This window comes from Frigoribacterium sp. CFBP 13712 (genome assembly GCF_014842255.1).
Lineage (GTDB): Bacteria > Actinomycetota > Actinomycetes > Actinomycetales > Microbacteriaceae > Frigoribacterium.
This window is the reverse complement of the sequence record NZ_JACYVH010000003.1, coordinates 94,172-113,877: the sequence shown is the minus strand read 5'-3', so window position 1 is coordinate 113,877 and position 19,706 is coordinate 94,172. Positions and strand designations below refer to the sequence as shown.

18 protein-coding genes are annotated in these 19,706 nt (G+C 68.9%); 3 read left to right on the top strand and 15 right to left on the bottom strand.

Features of this window, described 5'->3' with window-relative positions; genetic code table 11:
• Positions 1-71: 71 nt before the first annotated feature.
• The 11 genes from nusB to IFT51_RS06670 all read right to left on the bottom strand — a co-directional run bounded on the left by nusB (position 72) and on the right by IFT51_RS06670 (position 11,340).
• Positions 72-482, bottom strand: a complete 411-nt coding sequence (nusB, locus tag IFT51_RS06720; protein ID WP_192060312.1) for a transcription antitermination factor NusB — start codon at positions 480-482, stop codon at positions 72-74.
• Between the two features lie 18 nt (positions 483-500).
• Complete coding sequence (gene efp, locus IFT51_RS06715) at positions 501-1,061, bottom strand: elongation factor P (protein WP_055797347.1); 561 nt, start codon at positions 1,059-1,061, stop codon at positions 501-503.
• A gap of 103 nt (positions 1,062-1,164) precedes the next feature.
• A complete protein-coding gene (gene aroB, locus IFT51_RS06710; RefSeq protein ID WP_192060311.1) occupies positions 1,165-2,253 on the bottom strand; it encodes a 3-dehydroquinate synthase in 1,089 nt (362 codons plus the stop codon).
• On the bottom strand, positions 2,250-2,762 hold the full coding sequence (locus tag IFT51_RS06705; RefSeq protein ID WP_320477173.1) for a shikimate kinase: 513 nt from the start codon (positions 2,760-2,762) through the stop codon (positions 2,250-2,252). Before IFT51_RS06705 ends, aroB begins: the two co-directional genes overlap by 4 nt.
• Positions 2,759-3,979: a chorismate synthase gene (gene aroC, locus IFT51_RS06700; protein WP_192060310.1), complete on the bottom strand. Its 1,221-nt coding sequence runs from the start codon at positions 3,977-3,979 to the stop codon at positions 2,759-2,761. Before aroC ends, IFT51_RS06705 begins: the two co-directional genes overlap by 4 nt.
• 73 nt (positions 3,980-4,052) lie before the next feature.
• Complete coding sequence (gene mltG / locus IFT51_RS15545; protein ID WP_192060309.1) at positions 4,053-5,483, bottom strand: endolytic transglycosylase MltG; 1,431 nt, start codon at positions 5,481-5,483, stop codon at positions 4,053-4,055.
• Positions 5,484-5,486: 3 nt separating this feature from the next.
• Entirely contained in the window at positions 5,487-5,996 is a 510-nt protein-coding gene (gene ruvX, locus IFT51_RS06690; RefSeq protein WP_192060308.1) for a Holliday junction resolvase RuvX, read from the bottom strand.
• A 9-nt stretch (positions 5,997-6,005) separates the two neighbouring features.
• Positions 6,006-8,675, bottom strand: a complete 2,670-nt coding sequence (gene alaS / locus IFT51_RS06685) for an alanine--tRNA ligase (RefSeq protein WP_192060307.1) — start codon at positions 8,673-8,675, stop codon at positions 6,006-6,008.
• A gap of 65 nt (positions 8,676-8,740) precedes the next feature.
• On the bottom strand, positions 8,741-8,929 hold the full coding sequence (locus IFT51_RS06680; protein ID WP_192060306.1) for a hypothetical protein: 189 nt from the start codon (positions 8,927-8,929) through the stop codon (positions 8,741-8,743).
• Between the two features lie 141 nt (positions 8,930-9,070).
• Complete coding sequence (gene rpsD / locus IFT51_RS06675; RefSeq protein ID WP_192060305.1) at positions 9,071-9,700, bottom strand: 30S ribosomal protein S4; 630 nt, start codon at positions 9,698-9,700, stop codon at positions 9,071-9,073.
• A gap of 236 nt (positions 9,701-9,936) precedes the next feature.
• Positions 9,937-11,340: a replication-associated recombination protein A gene (locus tag IFT51_RS06670; RefSeq protein ID WP_192060304.1), complete on the bottom strand. Its 1,404-nt coding sequence runs from the start codon at positions 11,338-11,340 to the stop codon at positions 9,937-9,939.
• Between the two features lie 91 nt (positions 11,341-11,431).
• Between IFT51_RS06670 and IFT51_RS06665 the strand changes: the two genes are divergently transcribed.
• From IFT51_RS06665 to IFT51_RS06655, 3 genes are all read left to right on the top strand, one after another.
• Entirely contained in the window at positions 11,432-12,220 is a 789-nt protein-coding gene (locus IFT51_RS06665; protein WP_192060303.1) for a peptidylprolyl isomerase, read from the top strand.
• A gap of 90 nt (positions 12,221-12,310) precedes the next feature.
• Positions 12,311-13,543: a DUF349 domain-containing protein gene (locus tag IFT51_RS06660; protein WP_192060302.1), complete on the top strand. Its 1,233-nt coding sequence runs from the start codon at positions 12,311-12,313 to the stop codon at positions 13,541-13,543.
• Positions 13,544-13,636: 93 nt separating this feature from the next.
• Positions 13,637-14,191 carry a type IV toxin-antitoxin system AbiEi family antitoxin gene (locus tag IFT51_RS06655; protein ID WP_192060301.1) on the top strand — a complete coding sequence of 185 codons (555 nt, stop codon included), beginning with the start codon at positions 13,637-13,639 and terminating at the stop codon, positions 14,189-14,191.
• A 4-nt stretch (positions 14,192-14,195) separates the two neighbouring features.
• On the opposite strand, the gene IFT51_RS06650 is transcribed toward IFT51_RS06655, so the two are convergent.
• The 4 genes from IFT51_RS06650 to secD form a co-directional block, all read right to left on the bottom strand.
• Positions 14,196-16,484 carry a bifunctional (p)ppGpp synthetase/guanosine-3',5'-bis(diphosphate) 3'-pyrophosphohydrolase gene (locus IFT51_RS06650; RefSeq protein ID WP_371740722.1) on the bottom strand — a complete coding sequence of 763 codons (2,289 nt, stop codon included), beginning with the start codon at positions 16,482-16,484 and terminating at the stop codon, positions 14,196-14,198.
• Positions 16,485-16,574: 90 nt separating this feature from the next.
• A complete protein-coding gene (locus IFT51_RS06645; RefSeq protein ID WP_192060300.1) occupies positions 16,575-16,922 on the bottom strand; it encodes a rhodanese-like domain-containing protein in 348 nt (115 codons plus the stop codon).
• Complete coding sequence (gene secF / locus IFT51_RS06640) at positions 16,919-17,914, bottom strand: protein translocase subunit SecF (RefSeq protein WP_192060299.1); 996 nt, start codon at positions 17,912-17,914, stop codon at positions 16,919-16,921. The genes IFT51_RS06645 and secF overlap by 4 nt, the downstream gene beginning before the upstream one ends.
• Positions 17,914-19,689, bottom strand: a complete 1,776-nt coding sequence (gene secD, locus IFT51_RS06635) for a protein translocase subunit SecD (RefSeq protein WP_192060298.1) — start codon at positions 19,687-19,689, stop codon at positions 17,914-17,916. Before secD ends, secF begins: the two co-directional genes overlap by 1 nt.
• Between the last annotated feature and the right edge of the window lie 17 nt (positions 19,690-19,706).

The following is a 19,706-nucleotide window of genomic DNA, read 5'->3' as shown; positions in this document are numbered from 1 at the left end:
TCGGGATCGTGGAGCTGCGGAGAGGCCCGGCAACCGTGCGGTCGCCCTACGGCCCCTCGGTTCGGACCAGCCTAGCTGCTGGCGGCGATGCGACCGAGCAGACCGTTGACGAAGACGGCGGAGTCGTCGGTGCTGAGCGACTGAGCCAGCTCGACGGCCTCGCTGATGGCGACGTGGTCGGGGATCTCGTCGTTGTGACCGAGCTCCCAGATGCCGATGCGGAGGATGGCCCGGTCGAGCGTGGGCATCCGGTTGAGGGACCAGCCCTGCGAGTACGTCTCGATGAGCTCGTCGATCTCCGAGCGGTGGTCGATGACCCCCTGGACGATCTCGCGGGCGTAACCCCAGCTCGAACTGCGCTCGGGTTGACCCATGGCCCGGGTGGTCTCCATGACGAGGGCGTCGGTCATGCTGATCTCGCGGATGTCGGCGACGTACAGGACGTCGAGGGCGCGCTTGCGCGCCTTGGTGCGGGCACTCACTGCTGTGGACGACCCGGACTAGCTGACGCGGCCGAGGTAGCTGCCGTCGCGGGTGTCGACCTTGACCTTGGTGCCGTTCTCGAGGAACAGCGGGACCTGGATCTCGTAGCCGGTCTCGACCGTCGCCGACTTGGTGCCGCCCGTGGAGCGGTCGCCCTGCAGACCCGGCTCGGTGTACGTGACCTCGAGGATGACCGACGCGGGCAGCTCGATGTAGAGCGGCGTGCCGTCGTGGAGGGCCATCTGCACGTTCTGGTTCTCGAGCATGAAGTTCTTCGCGTCGCCGACCACCGTCGCGGGGACGTTGATCTGGTCGTAGTCGCTGGTGTCCATGAACACGTAGCCGTCGGCCTCGGCGTAGAGGTAGGTGAACTCGCGACGGTCGACGTTGGCGAAGTCGATCTTCGTGCCGGCGTTGAACGTCTTGTCGACGACCTTGCCCGACATGACGTTCTTCATCTTCGTGCGGACGAACGCGCCACCCTTGCCCGGCTTGACGTGCTGGAACTCGATCACGTTCCAGAGCTGGCCGTCGAGGTTGAGGACGGCACCGTTCTTGATGTCGTTTGTAGTCGCCATGCGCGCGGGGTCCGTTCGGAGTCGGTGGGTGTCGGCCGGATGAGGCCATCGACGAGTGTAGCGGACCCGTCGAGCGCGGACTCGGAGCGGAACCCCGCCCGGGTCAGGACCCGATCTCCTGGTAGGCCGCGAAGAGGAGGCTCTGATCGGGGCCCTGGATGACCGTCGGCTTGCCGATCCCGTCGAGGACGATGAATCGGAGCATGCCCGCACGGGCCTTCTTGTCGCGCTGCATCGTCGCGAGGAGGGTGTTCCAGCGACCCAGCGGGTAGCTCACGGGCAGGGTCAGGGACTCGAGGATGCGGCGGTGACGGTCGACGGCGTCGTCGGACAGCCGGCCGGTCAATCGGGCGAGCTCGGCGGCGAAGACCATGCCGACCGAGACGGCGGCGCCGTGACGCCACTGGTAGCGCTCGGCGTGCTCGACCGCATGCCCCAGGGTGTGACCGTAGTTCAGGATCTCGCGGAGACCCTGCTCGGTGAGGTCCTCTCCGACGACCCGCGCCTTGAGGGCGATCGACAGCTCGACCACCCGCCGGAACTCCGGCGTCGTCGGGTCGGTCGCGCGGTCGACGTCGGCCTCGACGATGTCGAGGATCTCGGGTTCGGCGATGAACCCCGCCTTCACGATCTCGGCGAAACCGGCGAGGATCTCGTTCTTCGACAGGGTGTCGAGCATGTCGAGGTCCGCCAGGACGGCGATCGGCGGGTGGAACGCGCCGACGAGGTTCTTCCCCTCCGCCGTGTTGATGCCCGTCTTGCCGCCGACGCTCGCGTCGACCATCCCCAGCACGCTCGTCGGCACCTGGACGAGAGCGACGCCGCGCAGCCAGGTCGCGGCGACGAAGCCGGCGAGATCGGTGATCGCGCCGCCGCCGAGCCCGAGGACGACGTCCGTCCGGGTGAAGTCCGCCTGGCCGAGCACCTGCCAGCAGAAGGCGGCCACCTCGACGCGCTTCGCGTCTTCAGCATCGGGCACCTCGGCGATGAGCGCCTCGTAGCCCGCCTCGACCAGCGTCTCGCGGACCTCGTTGGCCTTCCGACCGAGGGTCGGCGCGTGCACGATCAGCACCTTCTTCGCCTGCGGCGGGAGGAGCCCGGGCAGACCGGCCACGAGGCCCCGCCCGACGAGCACGTCGTACGGCGCGTCGCCGCCGACCCGGATGGTGGTGGTGGGCTGCGGATCGGTCACGGGTTTCCTCTTTCGGGGTCGAGCCAGGTCACGATGTCGTCGACGACCCTCGAGACCGGGCGATGGGACGTGTCGACGACCACGGACGCGAGGTCGCGGTACAAGGGCTCGCGCTCGGCCGCGATGAGGCGCCAGGCGTCCATGCCCCCTCGGCTGAGCAGTGGACGGTGGCTTCCCGACAGGCGGGACTCGACCGCGGACTCGCTCACGGAGAGCATCACGACCGGGAGGTCCGCCAGGGAGGCGCGGGTCGACAGGTCGAGGACGGCTCCCCCGCCGAGCGACACGACCCCGTCGGACGCCAGCAGCTCGGAGACGACCTCGCGCTCCTTCGCTCTGAAGGCGGACTCGCCCTCGGCGTCGAAGATGTCGGCGATGGCACCGTGACGCTGCACGACGACCCGGTCGCTGTCGGCGAACCCGGCGCCGAGTCGGCGGGCGAGCTTCTTGCCGATGCTCGTCTTGCCCGCACCCATCGGGCCGATCAGCACGACAGGACGGCGCCTCACAGGCCGGCGGACTCGGGCTGCTCGGGGGCGGACCCGGTGCGGAGGTTCTCGGGGATGGCGTCGAGGTAGCCCCGGAGGTTGCGGGCGGTCTCGCCCAGCGAGTCGCCGCCGAACTTCTCGAGCACCGAGTTGGCGAGCACGAGCGCGACCATCGACTCGGCCACCACGCCTGCCGCGGGGACCGCGCAGACGTCGGAGCGCTGGTGGTGCGCCTTGGACTCCTCGCCGCTCGTCACGTCGATCGTGGCGAGAGCACGCGGCACGGTCGCGATGGGCTTCATGCCGGCGCGGACCCGGAGCACCGTTCCCGTGCTCATGCCGCCCTCGGTGCCGCCTGCACGGTCGGTGTCTCGCGAGATGACTCCGCCGGAGCGGTGCAGCTCGTCGTGCGCGACCGACCCGCGCCTCCTGGTGGTCTCGAAGCCGTCGCCCACCTCGACTCCCTTGATGGCCTGGATGCCCATCAGGGCGGCGGCGAGCTGGGAGTCGAGACGGCGGTCCCAGTGGACGTGCGAGCCGAGACCAGGAGGGACGCCGTAGGCGAGCACCTCGACGACGCCGCCGAGGGTGTCGCCGTCGCGCTTGGCGGACTCGACCTCGTCGACCATGGCCGCGCTGGTCGCCTCGTCGAAGCAGCGCAGGGGGTCGTCGTCGAGACGGTCGAGGTCGGACGGCAGCGGCAGCGGTGAGCCGTCGGGCACGCGGACCGGCCCGATCGAGAGGGTGTGGCTGACGAGTTCGATGCCGAGTTCGGACAGGAACGAGCGGGCGACGGCGCCGAGGGCCACTCGCGCGGCCGTCTCGCGGGCGCTGGCGCGCTCGAGGATCGGTCGGGCCTCGTCGAAGTCGTACTTCTGCATGCCGACGAGGTCGGCGTGACCGGGACGCGGCCGCGTCAGAGGCGCACTGCGCCCGCGCGACGCGTCACCGATCTCGACCGGCTCGGGGTTCATCACCTCGACCCACTTGGGCCACTCGGTGTTGCCGACGCGCAACGCCACCGGGCCGCCCATCGTGAGGCCGTGACGGACGCCGCCGGAGATGTGCAGCTCGTCCTGTTCGAACTTCATGCGCGAGCCGCGGCCGTAGCCGAGACGTCGACGGGCCAGATCGGCCTTGATCGCGCTCGACGAGACGGGCACCCCCGCGGGGAGGCCCTCGAGGACGGCGATGAGCTCGGGGCCGTGAGATTCCCCTGCGGTCAACCAACGAAGCATGGGAGCAATCCTCCCACAGCACGAGAGCGCCCCCGGTCCGTCGACCGGGGGCGCTCCGAGACACGTCGTGCCGCTACTGGTACTCGGGGTGCTCGCGCATCCACGCCTGCCACTGCGCGACGGCGACCTCGTGCTCGGCGAACGTGGTCGAGAACGTCGTCTCGCCCGAGTCGAGATTGACCGTGACGAAGTAGCGCCAGGGGCCGTCGGCGGGCTTGACCGCCGCGTCGAGGGCCAGATCGCCCGGGTTCGAGATCGGGCCGACCGGCAGCCCCTCGTGCACGTAGGTGTTGTAGAGGTTCGAGGCGTCGCCGCGCTCTTCGTCGGTGGTGGTGACGAGATGCGTGTTGCCGGTGCCGTAGGCGACCGTCGCGTCGGACTGCAGCAGCATGCCGTCGTCGAGGCGGTTGAGGAACACCCGTGAGACCTTGGGGTAGTCGGCGGCGAGCCCCGCCTCCCGCTGCACGATGGAGGCGAGTGTGATGACACGCTGGTAATCGGCGGGCTGAACGCCCAGAGCCGTCAATCGCGCCACCTGGGTGTCGACCATCAGCTGCAGGTAGCCGTGAGCGTCGAGCGCGGGATCCAGATCGTAGGTCGCCGGGAACAGATACCCCTCGAGCGAGGTCACACCGGCGGGCAGACCGAACGACGCCACGTCGCCGGCCGCTGCCGTCACCTGGTCGAGCGGGATCTCGGTCGCCTCGGACAGCAGGCTGTAGATGTCCACCGCCGCGGTGCCCTCGGGGATCACCAGGCGGTTGACGATCCGGTTGGCGTCGTCCTGGAGGGCGTCGATGGCGGCCTGCGCGCTCATCTCCTTCTGCAGCGAGTAGGTGCCGGGCTGGAAGGTCACCGTCGTGTCGGCCAGCAGGATCGAGTAGGCGGCCTCGTAGCTCTTCGTGACCCCGCTGTCGGCGAGGGAGGCGGCGATGTCGGAGCCGACCTGGCCGTCCACGATCGCGAAGTCGACCTCCTCGCCGTTGCCGGCGCCCGTGTAGTCGGCGGGCGCGTCGTCGCCGGTAATGCGCGCGACGATCGGAGAGATGGCGTTCCAAGCCGCGAACACACCCGCCGTGCCGCCGGCGAGGACGATGACGAGGATCGAGACGAGGATGATCGTGCCGCGATGCCGACCGCGCTCTCGCGGCTCGGAGCCGCGACGATCCCGGGGCGTGCGCTCGCGGGGCGTCCGCTCGCGACGCGACTGTTCGGCGGGACGACGTGGCTCGGACGCCTGCGCCGACTCGATCGACTCGTCGGCTGCCGCGGACCCGCCGGCATCGCCCGCGGGTGAGGCCTCGGCGGCCGAGGCCTGGCGCTCCTGCTCGCGCTGCGCCCGCCGCGAGCCCGGAGCGGGCGGTGAGCTGGGCGTCGCCGGCCGATCGTGGTCGTCACCGGATGGGGAGCCGTCGGTCGGCCGCTCGGCCCCGTCTCGTCGGGGGGGATCGGCGGGAGTGGGCTGCGACGTGAAGATGTCGTCCCATCGGGGGTCGTCGGCCACGAGTCAACGTCCTTCGTCGGTGTCGGGTTCGGTCCCGGCGCCCTCATCGGAGCCGGGGGCGTCGACGAGCTGACCGGGCGGTCTCCCGCTCGATCGCTCGAGATCGAGCGCATGCTGGACGATGATAACAGCGGCGACTTGATCGATCACGGATCGTTGTGTCCGCCCCTTGCGCCCGGAGGAACGAAGTGCGCTCTGTGCACTGACGGTCGAGAGACGCTCGTCGACGAGACGGACCGGCAGATCGGACGCTGCGGCGAGGGCTCCGGCGAAGAGCCGAGCATCGGCGGTCGACGCGGTGTCGCGCCCGGCGAGCGACAACGGCAGTCCGACCACGATCTCCACCGCGTCGAGCTCCGCCGCGTGCTTCATGATCGCCTCGACGTCCGCCGTGCCCGAGGAGGCGCGGGGCACCGTCTCGACGGGCGTCGCGATCATCCCGTGCGGATCGGTCCGTGCGACGCCGATGCGGGCCTTGCCCACATCGACGCCCAGTCGGACTCCGTGACGCACGTCGGCCGCTCAGCCGCGGAGCGCGTCGACGATGCCCGACAGCGCCCGAGGGATCGCCGACACGTCGGAGCCGCCCCCCTGGGCGAGGTCGTCCTTGCCGCCGCCGCCTCCGCCGAGGACGGTCGCGGCGCCCTTGGCGAGCACGCCCGCCTTGGCTCCCGATCGGCGAGCCGGCTCGCTGGTGGCGACGATGACCGCGGGCTTGCCGGCCACATCGGCGGCGAGGGCCACGACGGAGCTCGACTGCGACCCGAGACGCTCTCGGACCGACGTCACGAGAGAGCGCAGTTCGTCGGTCGACCGGAGCGAGCCGACGGAGTCGGCCACGACCGTGAAGTCGCCGACGTCGGTCGCGGACTCCGCCAGGGCCGGGATCTTCGTCGCCAGCTGAGCGCGCTCGAACTCGGCGATGCGCTTCTCGGCCGACTTGAGACTGGAGACCAGGTCGCCGACGCGGTCGGCGAGCTGCTCCCGCGGCGCCCGGAGCGAGGAGGTGAGCTGGGACACGATGGCCCGCTCCGCGGCGAATTCACGGAACGCGTCGAGACCGACCAGCGACTCGACCCGGCGGTTCGTGGAGCCGACGGAGGTCTCGCTGACGAGGTTGATCAGACCCACCTGGGCGCTGGAGGCAACGTGGGTACCGGCGCAGAGCTCGCGCGACCAGGGCCCGCCGATGTCGACCATGCGGACCGTCTCGCCGTACTTCTCGCCGAACAGCGCCATCGCTCCGAGCGATCGCGCCTCGTCGAGCGGGAGCTCGCGGGTGACGACCTGCAGGTCGTCGCGGATGGCGCCGTTCGCCACCTCCTCGATCTCGCTGCGCGTCGCCGGGCTCAGGGCCTGGTTCCAGTTGAAGTCGAGGCGCATGTAACCGGCCTTGTTGTACGAACCGGCCTGGTGCGCCTCCGGCCCAAGGACCTCGCGGAGCGCCGCGTGGATGAGGTGCGTGGCGGAGTGGGCCTGGGTGGCTCCTCGCCGGTAGACCGGGTCGACGACGCTGGTGGCCGCATCGCCGACGCCGACCTCGCCCGAGCGGACCTGCACGCGGTGGCTGATCAGACCCTTGACCGGCTTCTGCACGTCGAGCACCTCGAGGTCGAAGCCCGCACCCACGATCGTCCCGGCGTCGGCCTCCTGTCCACCGGACTCGGCGTAGAGGGAGGTCTCTGCGAGGATGACCTCGGCGATGTCGCCTGCGACGGCCCGGTCGACGGAGGCCCCGTCGACGATGAGCCCCAGCACGCGCGTCGGCGTGTCGAGCATGTCGTAGCCCGTGAAGACGGTCTCGCCGCCGGCCCGGAAGGCGCTGTAGACGCTGAGGTCGGCCAGAGCCACCTTGCGGGACTTCGCATCCGCCTTGGCCCGTGCCCGCTGCTCGGACATGAGCGAATCGAAGGCCGCACGGTCGACCGTCAGGCCGTTCTCCTCGGCGATCTCGAGGGTCAGGTCGATCGGGAACCCGAACGTGTCGTGCAGCAGGAACGCCGTGTCGCCGGCGAGGCGCGGGGTCTTCTCGGAGCTGGCCGCGCGGGTGTCTACGACCGCGTCGTCGAGGATCGCCGTACCGGCGGCGAGGGTGCGGAGGAAGGTCTCCTCTTCGGCGTAGGCGAGGCGCGAGATGCGGCCGAAGTCGCTCTCCACCTCGGGGTACGCCGACTTCATCGCGTCACGGGATTCGGGGAACAGCTGGGGGAAGGTCGCGCCCTCGACGCCCAGGAGCCGCATCGAGCGGACGGTGCGACGAAGGAGACGGCGGAGGATGTAGCCCCGCCCCTCGTTCGACGGTCGGACTCCGTCGGACATCAGCATCAACGAGCTGCGGACGTGGTCGGCGATGACCCTCATGCGGACGTCGTCTTCGAGGACGGCGCCGTAGCGACGGCCCGACAGCTCGGCGGCCTTGTCGAGCACCGGGCGGACCTGGTCGATCTCGTACATGTTGTCGACGCCCTGCTTGAGGAACGCGACCCGTTCGAGACCCATCCCGGTGTCGATGTTCTTGTTCGGCAGTTCGCGCACGATGTCGAAGTCGACCTTCGAGCGGACGTTCTCGATCTGGTACTGCATGAACACGAGGTTCCAGATCTCGACGTAACGGTCGTCGTCGGTGGCGGGACCGCCGTCGGCGCCGTAGGCCGGGCCGCGGTCGAAGAAGATCTCCGAGCAGGGGCCCGCCGGCCCGGGCTGACCCGTGTGCCAGTAGTTCGTGTCTTTGCCGAGGCGCTGGATCTTCTCGTCGGGCAGACCGGCGATCTTCTTCCAGAGGGCGATGGCCTCGTCGTCCTCCTCGTACACGGTGACCCACAGGTCGGCCGGGTCGAAGGCCAGTCCGCCGTCGGCCTCGCTCGAGGTGAGGAGCTCCCAGGCGTAGCCGATGGCGTCCTCCTTGAAGTAGTCGCCGAAGGAGAAGTTGCCGTTCATCTGGAAGAACGTGCCGTGACGCGGCGTCTTGCCGACCTCTTCGATGTCATTGGTGCGGATGCACTTCTGGACGCTCGTGGCCCGGGGGTACGGCGTCGGCACGAGACCCGTGAGATACGGGATGAAGGGGACCATGCCCGCCACGGTGAACAGCAGGCTCGGGTCGTCGCTGACGAGGGATGCGGAGGGGACGACGGTGTGGCCCCGGTCTCCGAAGTAGTCGAGCCAACGGCGGCGGATCTCGGCGGTCTGCATGGTTCTCCGGTGTGGGGTGATCGGTGTGTCGGGGGCGTCGAGGAGGCGCGGGTCGAGTGGGTGGATCAGCTCTCGCCGTCGGAGCGCAGCTCGGCGTCGCGGGCGCGGTAGCCGTCGACGAGTGCTGCGCGGAAATTCGTGAGGCTGCCGTCGAGCTCGCCGAACAGTCGGCTGCCGCGAGGCGTCTTGTTGTACAGATGCGCCAGAGTGAAGCCGGCGACGACGCCGATGGTCAGCAGGAACAGGCTCTTCACGGGGACTCCTCACGACGGTCGTGCGGACGACGCACGGGACGACACACGAGCTTACCCGTCGCGCAGGAGGAGACCGCCGACGACGAAGGGAGCGCGCCACGGTTCGTGGCGCGCTCCCTCAGGGTGCTGTCGTGACGGGTGTCAGCGGGCGGCGTAGTACTCGACGACCAGCTGGACCTCGCAGGTCACGGGGACCTCGACGCGCTTCGGGCGACGCACGAGGCGGGCCTGCAGCTTGTCGATCTCGACCTCGAGGTAACCCGGGACCTTGGGCAGGACGTCGACGTGACCGCCGGCGGCTGCGACCTGGAAGGGCTCCATCTTCTCGCTCTTCGGCGCGACGTGGATCATCTGACCCGGCTTGACGCGGAACGAGGGACGGTCGACGAGCTTGCCGTCGACGAGGATGTGACGGTGCACGACCATCTGGCGAGCCTGAGCCGTGGTGCGGGCGAAGCCCGAACGCACGATGAGCGCGTCGAGACGCGTCTCGAGCAGCTCGACCAGGTTCTCACCGGTCAGACCGGCGGACTTGCGGGCCTCGTTGAAGACGATCTTCAGCTGCGCCTCGCGGATGCCGTACTGGGCACGCAGACGCTGCTTCTCACGCAGACGGACGGCGTAGTCGCTGTCGGTCTTGCGCTTGGTGCGGCCGTGCTCACCGGGAGCGTAAGGACGCTTCTCGAGGTAGCGGGCGGCCTTCGGGGTCAGCGCGATGCCGAGGGCACGCGACAGACGGGTCTTGCTACGGGTACGTGACTTGGTCGACACGGTTCTTCTCTCTGATCGTGTGAAAGCTGACGGCCGAGGATGCTCGGGCGCAGGAAGCGCCGTTCCGACCAGGACCTCGTGAGAGGACACCGGGTCGGGTCGAGTACTCGACGAAACACGAGGGATGGTGCCACGGGAACCGATCGGCTAAAGACCAGGACCCTTGATCGAATGTCGTCACTGCAGCCGTGCGTGACAGACCGATACCAGGCAGCGATCAGCTTAACACGGGCGGGTCATTCTCCGCGAATGATGCGGCGCAGTTTCTCGAGGCGTGTCGTGACGGCGTTCTCGTTGCCATGACCGGTCGGATCGTAGTAGACGGTGCCGACCAGCTCGTCGGGCAGGTACTGCTGCTTGACGACGCCGAGTTCGGAGTCGTGCGAGTACCGGTACCCCTTGCCGTGCCCGAGTCGTCTGGCCCCCGGGTAGTGGGCGTCTCGGAGGTGCTTGGGCACACGCCCCGCCCGGCCGGCCCGGACGTCGGCTATGGCGGCGTCCAGTGCGCTGTACGACCTGTTCGACTTGGGCGCGGTGGCCAGGTAGACGACGGCCTCGGCCATCGGGATGCGGCCCTCGGGCATGCCGATCATCTGGACCGCCGTCGCCGCCGACACCGCCACGGTGAGGGCGTTCGGGTCGGCCATCCCGATGTCCTCACCCGCGGAGACGATGATGCGTCGGCAGATGAAGCGCGGATCCTCGCCGGCCTCGATCATGCGCGCCAGGTAATGCAGGGCGGCGTCCACGTCGGAGCCGCGGATCGACTTGATGAAGGCGCTGATCACGTCGTAGTGCTCGTCGCCGTTGCGGTCGTAGCGCAGCAGCGCACGGTCGACGGACTGGGCGACGGTGTCCGCCGTGATCACCGGTCGGGTGTCGTCGGGGTCGTCGTCGTAGTCGGCGTCGGGATCGAAGTCGGCCCCCGGGTCCGCACCGGCGGCCTCCGTCGCGCCGGGAGCCTCGAGACTCGAGGCGGCCGCCGACTGGGCGGACGCCTCGAGGGCCGTCAGCGCTCGTCGTGCGTCACCCGATGCGAGTCGGACGATCGTCGCGAGGGCCTCGTCGTCGAGGATGACGGTGTCCGCCAGCCCGCGAGGGTCGTGCACGGCGCGTCGCACGAGATCGCCGAGGTCGTCGTCGCTCAGCTGCTCGAGGGTGAGGAGCAGCGATCGCGACAGCAGCGGTGTGATGACCGAGAACGAGGGGTTCTCCGTGGTCGCGGCGATGAGGATCACCCAGCCGTTCTCGACGCCGGGGAGGAGGGCGTCCTGCTGGGCCTTGGTGAACCGATGGATCTCGTCGAGGAACAGCACGGTCGTCGTGCCGTACAGGTCGCGATTGGTGAGGGCCTTCTCCATCACCTGGCGGACGTCCTTCACGCCGGCCGTCACCGCGGAGAGTTCGATGAACTGCCGACCGGAGGTGTGCGCGATGGCCTGGGCGAGAGTCGTCTTGCCCGTGCCGGGCGGCCCCCACAGGATGACCGAGACGGCGCCCTGCTCTCCGGTCGCGTCGGAGGCCAGCGTCACGAGGGGCGAGCCCGGCCGGAGCAGATGCCGTTGACCGGCGACCTCGTCGAGGCTGGTGGGACGCATGCGGACCGCGAGTGGGGTCGAGCTCTGCGGGAGCGGGCTCATGGGCACTCATGCTAGACCGGGCCGCCGACAGCGACGCCCGGCACGGCTCCGATACAGTGCGGGGCGACCATCGACACGGCATGGAGGACACGTGGCAGCGAACAAGGACGACCGCGAGAACCGCGAGAGGCTCCGGCGCTACACGGCTCGGAAGAGCATCCACGCCGGGCAGGTCGCCCGTCGCCGTCGGGACGACATCCGCGCATCCCTCATCGCCCTCGTCGTCGTCTCCGCCGCAGTCGTCTCGCAGGTGCTCTACACGACCTCGGGGCCCGGTGCCGTCGACGATCCGCCCGCCGCCACGGCGACTCCGACGCCGACCGCCACCTCGACCGGGGACGTGCCCAGCTCGGACATCGCGGAGGATCGCGTCTGGACAGGCGATCTCGTGCTGAACGACGACGTCCCGCTGGCGATCAGCCTCGACGGCGCACGGGCCCCGCAGGCGACGTCGGTGCTGGTCGACCTCATCCAGCAGGGCTTCTACGACGGCACCGCGTGTCACCGCCTGAGCGACGCCCCGTCGGCGGAGTTCCTCCAGTGCGGCTCGGCGAACGGCGACGGGACGGGTGACGCCGGTTTCACCTTCGGACCGCTCGAGAACGTCCCCGCCGACGGCGTCTACCCGGCGGGCACCATCGCCATGGCCCGGGGCGAGGACCCGAACTCGCAGTCGACCCAGTTCTTCATCACCTACGGCGAGACGACATTGGACGCCTCGACGGGCGGATACACGGTGGTCGGTTCCGTCACGGACGGTCTCGACGACCTCGTCTCCTCGATCGCCGCCGAGGGCGTCCGACCGGTCGCCGAGGGTCAGGAGTCGACGGACGGCTCCCCCGTCGTCGCGACCACGATCACGTCGGCGACCATCGAATAGACCACGGTCGTCGACGGTGCAATAGGCTGGAGTCCCATCATCGAGACCCGTCCTGGGCTCCGTGACGAGCACATCCAGCAAGGGACAACAGTGGCTACTGACGATCAGGCACCCTGGGGCCGCGTCGACGACGACGGCACCGTCTACGTCCGGGAGGCAGAAGGCGAACGCGCCGTCGGCCAGTACCCCGATGCGACCGCCGCCGAGGCGCTCGCCTACTACGAACGCAAGTACACCGAGTTGAACGGGCAGGTCACCCTGCTCGAGCAGCGGGTGGCCCGCGGCGCCTCGGCGTCCGACGTCGGCAAGACCGTCAAGCAGCTGAAGGCGCTCCTCGTCGAGCCGAGCGCCGTGGGCGACCTCGAGGCGCTCCGCACTCGCGTGACGGCTCTCGACAGCACGGTCGGCGAGCTCACTCAGAAGCAGAGCGCGGAGGCCCAGGAGGCTCTGGCCGAGGCGGTCGCCGTTCGCACCGCCCTGGTCGTCGAGGCCGAGACGCTCGCCGCACAGGACCCCGCCCGGGTGCAGTGGAAGCAGGTCACGGCGACGATCGACGAGATCTTCGCGAGGTGGCAGAAGCACCAGCAGGACGGCCCGCGGATCCCCAAGGGCGAGGGCAACGACCTCTGGAAGCGCTTCCGCACGGCCCGGTCGACCATCGACCAGAACCGCAAGTCGTTCTACGCCGAGCTGGACGCGACGCACCGTGAGGCGCGACAGCGCAAGCAGGCTCTCGTCGAGGCCGCCGACGCGCTGGCCGGCAAGGGCGCCGACGGCATCCCCGAGTACCGTCACCTGCTCGACGACTGGAAGCGCGCCGGTCGCGCGGGCAAGAAGTACGACGACGCGCTCTGGGCTCGCTTCAAGCGGGCCGGCGACGTCCTGTACGCCGCCAAGGGGGAGGTCGTCGCTCAAGACAACGTCGAGTACGAGGGCAACCTCGCGGCGAAGCTCGCGCTCCTCGACGAGGCCGAGAAGATCCTCACGGTCACCGAGCGGGTCGCGGCCCGCGAGGCGCTCACCTCGATCCAGCTCCGCTGGGACGAGATCGGCCGTGTTCCACGCGAGCAGGTCCGTGTCGTCGAAGACCGACTCCGCAAGGTCGAATCGCACGTCCGCACCCTCGACGAGGAGTTCTGGCAGAAGAACAATCCCGAGCGCAAGGCGCGATCCGAGGGTCTGGCGAGCCAGCTCCAGGACGCGATCTCGAAGCTCGAGGAGGAGCTCGCCACGGCCGAGGCCAGTGGGGACTTCCGCAAGGTGAAAGACGCTCGCGAGGCTCTCGACGCGCGCAAGGTCTGGCTCGACGCCCTCGGCTCCTGACCTCTCCACCACCGCCCGCACCGCCCGGCTCTCTCTCCACAAGGAGGGGCCGGGCGGTTCGTCGTCCGGTCGATGGTCGGGCAGGCTGGCGGAATGCCACCACCCCTTCCCCGCCTCCTGACGACGGCTCAGCTGCCCGAGGTCGAACTGCGCGCTGCCGCCCTGGACGGCGAGTTGTACGCCGTCGGGGACGGCTGGGCCGAGATCGCGACCGTCGACACTCCCTGGATCCGCGCCTCCTCGGTCGTCGGGCTGTTCGGACGGCAGGTGATCGCCGCTGGGGAGACCGCCGCATGGATCTGGATGGCTGCGGTGTCCCCACCATGGAGGCACGACGGCATCGTGCCCCCGGATGCTCGGCACCGAGACACGAGCGGACGGGTCTCGATCCGTGAGATGACCATCGATCGGGACGAGATCGCCGAGGTCGCGGGACTGCGCGTCACCGCACCGGCGCGCACGGCACTGGACCTCGCCCGAGCCTCGGTCTGGACTCCGGCCGACGAGAGACGCGTCGGCGACCTCTGCCGGCTGTATGGGGTCACGTCGGTGCAGGTCGCCCGTCTCATCGATCGACGCGGACGGCTCCCCCACCGGCAGCGCGCCGAAGCCCGGCTGCGATCCCTCCTGGATCCGCTCGGGGCCTGATCGGTCAGCCGGCGCTGACCCGGTACACGTCGTAGACGGCGTCGATGCGGCGCACGGCGTTCAGCACCCGGTCGAGGTGGGTCGTGTCACCCATCTCGAAGACGAACCGACTGAGGGCGAGACGCTCGTCGGATGTCGAGACGCTCGCCGACAGGATGTTCACGTGGTGTTCGCTGAGCACCCGGGTGACGTCGCTGAGCAGGCCGCTCCGATCAAGGGCCTCGATCTGGATCTGGACGAGGAACACGCTCTTCGACGACGGTGCCCACTCGACCTCGATCATCCGCTCGGGCTCGTTCATCAGGCTCTGGACGTTGTGGCACGTCGCCTGATGCACGCTCACCCCCTGCCCGCGTGTCACGAAGCCGACGATCTGGTCTCCCGGCACCGGCGTGCAGCATTTGGCGAGCTTGACGAGGATGTCAGGAGCACCCCGGACGAGCACCCCCGAGTCGCTGTTGCGGAGGGGACGGGTGGCGCCCTTGCTCGGGAACTCGAACTCGCCCTCCTCGACCTCGGTCTGCTGCTGGACGGCCGACAGGATCTTCTCGATGACGGACTGGGTCGACAGGTGACCCTCGCCGACGGCCGCGTAGAGACTCGACACGTCGTCATATCGCAGCAGGGCGGCGACCTCGGCGATGCTGTCCTGGTTCATCAGCTTCTGCAGCGGCAGGTTCTGCTTGCGCATGGCCCGGGCGATGGCGTCCTTGCCCTGCTCGATCGCCTCGTCGCGGCGTTCTTTGGTGAACCACTGCCGGATCTTGTTGCGGGCGCGGGGGCTCTTGACGAACATGAGCCAGTCCTGGCTCGGCCCGGAGTCCGGGTTCTTCGAGGTGAACACCTCGACGACGTCGCCGCTGGACAGCGCGCTCTCGAGGGGGACCAGCCGACCGTTGACCTTGGCGCCCATGGTGCGGTGACCGACCTCGGTGTGCACGGCGTAGGCGAAGTCGACCGGCGTCGCACCGGAGGGCAGACCGATGACCTTTCCCTGAGGCGTGAAGACGTAGACCTCCTTCGCACCGATCTCGAAGCGGAGGCTGTCGAGGAACTCCCCCGGGTCGGCCGTCTCGGCCTGCCAGTCGGAGATGTGCGCGAGCCAGGCCATGTCGGTGTCGGTCCGGGTGCCGGTGGCGGACTCGTCGCGCCCGCCGTTCATCCGCTGCTTGTACTTCCAGTGTGCGGCGACGCCGAACTCGGCACGCTGATGCATCTCGTGCGTGCGGATCTGGATCTCGACCGGACGTCCCTTGGGGCCGATGACGGTGGTGTGCAGCGACTGGTAGAGGTTGAACTTGGGTGTCGCGATGTAGTCCTTGAAACGACCGGGGATCGGGTTCCATCTGGCGTGGATGGACCCCAGCACGGCGTAGCAGTCACGCAGCGAGTTGACCAGCACTCGGATGCCGACGAGGTCGTAGATCTCGTCGAATTCGCGGCCTCTCACGATCATCTTCTGGTAGATCGAGTAGTACTGCTTCGGTCGGCCGACCACGTCGCCGCGGATCTTCGTCGACTTGAGATCGGATTTGACGGCGTTGATGACGTTCTGGACGAACTGCTCCCGCTGCGGCGTCCGCTGCTTCACGAGGTTGTCGATCTCGACATAGAGCTTGGGGTGGAGCACGGCGAACGAGAGGTCTTCCAGCTCCCACTTGATGGTCTGGATCCCGAGACGATGGGCCAGCGGCGCGTAGATCTCGAGCGTCTCGGTGGCCTTGCGCGTCGCGGAGGCGCTCTCGACGAAGCCCCAGGTGCGGGCGTTGTGCAGACGGTCGGCGAGCTTGATCACCAGCACGCGGATGTCCTTCGACATCGCCACGACCATCTTGCGGACCGTCTCGGCCTGCGCGCTGTCGCCGTACTTCAGCTTGTCGAGCTTCGTGACGCCGTCGACGAGCATCGTGATCTCGTCACCGAAGTCGTTCTGGAGCATCGCCAGCGTGTAGTCGGTGTCTTCGACGGTGTCGTGGAGCAGGGCTGCCGCGATGGTCTTCGAGCCGATGCCGAGATCGGCGAGGATCTGCGCCACCGCGACGGGGTGGGTGATGTACGGCTCGCCGCTCTTGCGCAGCTGGCCGCGGTGGGCCTTCTCTGCCACCGAGTAGGCCCGCTCGATGATGACCAGGTCGGCCTTGGGGTGGTGCATCCGCACCGTCTTGACGAGGCGGTCGACGGCGCCCGCGGGCTGACTGCGCGAGAAGAGACGCGGGAGGAGGGTACGGAGCGACGCCGTGCCTCCGGCGGGCTCGGACGAGGGCGCACTCTGACTGGTGGTGATCTCGGTCACGGACGACCCTCGCTCTCGTGGTCACGGACGCCGATGCGGACGGCCCGCGATGTGCAGAGGGTCCGGCAGGGCAACGCTACTCGCTCTGGTTCAGTCGACCGACGCCGGGGCGCCGTTCTCGGAGGTGAGGTCTCCGTCGGCATCTCGCCACGCGAGCATCCCGCCCTCGACGTTGACCGCGTCGATGCCGGCACGCCGCAGTGCCGCCGTCGCCCGGAGTGAGCGCATGCCCGCGTGGCAGACCACGAGCACCTGCTGATCGGCGGGGACGTCATCGAGACGATCGCCGAGTTCGGAGAGCGGGACGAGTCGCGCCTCGGGGGCGTGCCCGGCGTCCCATTCGGACTGCTCGCGGACGTCGATCAAGGGCGTGCCCGCTCGGGCGCGTTCGATGGCCTCGGCGGCGCTGACCCCGGGGAGGTCGTCGACGGGGCTCACGGTGCCTCCACCAGGGTCGCGTCGGAGGCTTCCACCTTGCGGGCGTCTCGCTTGGCGATCTCGGGCTCGCGCATCCGGAGGGTGGCGTACAGAGGCGACGCGATGAAGATCGTCGAGTACGTGCCCACCAGGATGCCGATGAACAGCGCCAGTGAGATGTCACGCAGCGTGCCCGCACCGAGGACGAATGCACCGATGAAGAGGATGGCCGCGACCGGGAGCAGGGCGACCACCGAGGTGTTGATCGACCGGACCAGCGTCTGGTTGACCGCCAGGTTGATCGACTGACCGAACGTGCGCCGCGAACCCTCGCCGTCTTCGGAGGTGTTCTCCCGGATCTTGTCGAACACCACGACGGTGTCGTAGAGCGAGTAGCCGAGGATGGTCAGGAACCCGATCACGGCGGCCGGGGTGACCTCGAAGCCGACGATGCCGTAGATGCCGGCCGTCAGCACGAGGTCGTGCAGCAGGGCGGTCATCGCCGCGAGCGACATCTTCCAGGTGCGGAAGTAGAGCGTCATGCCGATGGCGGCGAGGATCAGGAAGATCACCAGGCCCTTGATCGCCTGACCCGTGATGTCAGCGCCCCACGACGCGCCGATGAACGACGAGGTCACGCGGTCGTCGGGGACGTCGTACGCCGTCGCCAGCGCCGCGGCGAGGTCGTTGGTCTGGGCCGCCTCGAGCTGGGAGGTCTGGACTCGGATCGTGTCGGTGCCGACCTGCGTCACCCGCGGGTTGGAGTTCGGGACGACCTCGTCGACCGTCTCGGCGGCGATGTCCTGATCGAGTTCGGCGGGCTGGGCGATCTGGAACTCGGAGCCGCCGGTGAACTCGATGCCGAAGTGGAATCCGCCGCGGAGGAACGGGACGGTGACGGAGATGAGGATCATCAGCGCGGCGATCCAGTACCAGGTCTTGCGTCGACCGACGATGTCGAACGATCGCGAGCCGGTGTAGAGGTCGTTACCGAACTTCGAGAAGCTGGCCATCAGGAGTTGGTCCCTTCGTCGCCGGACGCGTTGTCGCCCGGACGGGTGTTCTTCTCGGCGGCTTTACGCTCGGCGATGGTCTGGCGGATGACGGCCTCACGACCGCCCGCCCTCTTCCGGCCACGGGCCACGACGGGTTCGCGGAACTGCGCCCTGCCCCGGTAGACGGCACCCAGCGCTCTCGGATTGAGGCCGCTGAACGAGTGCCCCTCGCCGAAGAACCGAGTGCGGGCGATGAGCTGCAGCATCGGATGCGTGAAGAGCGACACCACGATCAGGTCGATCACCGTCGTGATCCCCAGAGTCAGGGCGAAGCCCTTGACGTTACCGACGGCGAGGATGAAGAGGGTGATGGCCGCGAGGAAGTTGACCGTGTCGGAGGCGATGATCGTGCGGATCGCGCGCTTCCAGCCGGACTCGACGGCGTTCTCGAGGATCCGCCCGTCGCGCAGCTCGTCTCGGATCCGCTCGAAGTAGACGATGAAGGAGTCCGCGGTGATGCCGATGGCGACGATCAGCCCCGTCACCCCCGCGAGCGACAGGCGGTACCCCTCGCGCCACGACAGGATCGCGATCACGAGGTAGGTGAGCACGGCGGCGATGATCAGCGACAGCACGGTCACGAACGCCAGCGCCCGGTACTGGATCAGCGAGTAGATCACCACGAGGATGAGGCCGATCAGACCGGCGATGAGCCCGCTGACCAGCTGGGTCTGCCCCAGCGTCGCGGTGATCGTCTCGTTGCTCTGGACGGAGAAGCTGAGCGGCAGAGCGCCGAACTTCAGCTGGTCTGCGAGTGCCTTCGAGCTGTCTTGCGTGAACTGGCCGGTGATCTGCGCGCGACCGTCGGTGATGGCGGCGTTGGCGGACGGAGCCGTGATCACCTGGTTGTCGAGGGTGACCGCGAACTGGTTCTGCGGGGCCTGGAGGGTGACGAGTCGCGACGTGACGTCGGCGAACTGGTCGGTGCCCTGACCGTCGAACTCGAGGTTGACGGCCCAGGTGTTGGTCGAGTTGCCCTGCGCGTCGGTGGCCAGCCCGTTCGTGGCGTCGCTGATGTCGCTGCCCGCCACCTCGACGGGGCCGAGGATGTACTTGGCCGTGCCGTCGGTCGAGCAGGTCACGAGGGGCTCGTCGTCGGGCGCCGTCGCGAGGTCGTTGTCGGCCGCGCAGTTGTAGTTCTCGTAGACGTCTGCGAGCTGGGGTGTGATCCACGCGAGGTCGGAGCCGTTGGTCGGCGACGCCGTCGGTGTGCTCTCGAGGTCGGGGTTCGGCGTGTAGGGCGCGGTGGTCGAGCCGGCGCTCGGACTGGCGCTCGCGCCGTCGGCCTCGCCGCCCACCTCGGCGCTGGACGCCGCCCCGGTGAACAGGACCGGGCGGAAGGACAGCTTGGCCGAGGCCTCGATGCGCTCGAGAGTCGCGTTGTCGGGTCGACCGGGGATCGAGACGACGATGTTCTGGCTGCCCTGCTTGGTGATCTCCGACTCGGAGACGCCCGCGGAGTCAATGCGCTGACGGATGATCGTCACCGCCTGGTCGAGCTGCTGACTCGACACCGTCTCGCCGTTCTGCAGCTGGGCGGCCAGCGTGATCTGCGTGCCACCCTGCAGATCGAGCGCCAGTTCGGGGACCCAGCTCGCGCCGTTCCACCAACCGTCTCGACCGGAGTCGTTCAGCACGGTCGCCGTGCCGTTCAGGGCCGTCAACCCGGCGATGATGACCAGGAGCCAGGTCAGCGATCGGATGGCTTTCTTCACCGGCGTCGAACGTGCCACGGAGGAACTCAGCTTTC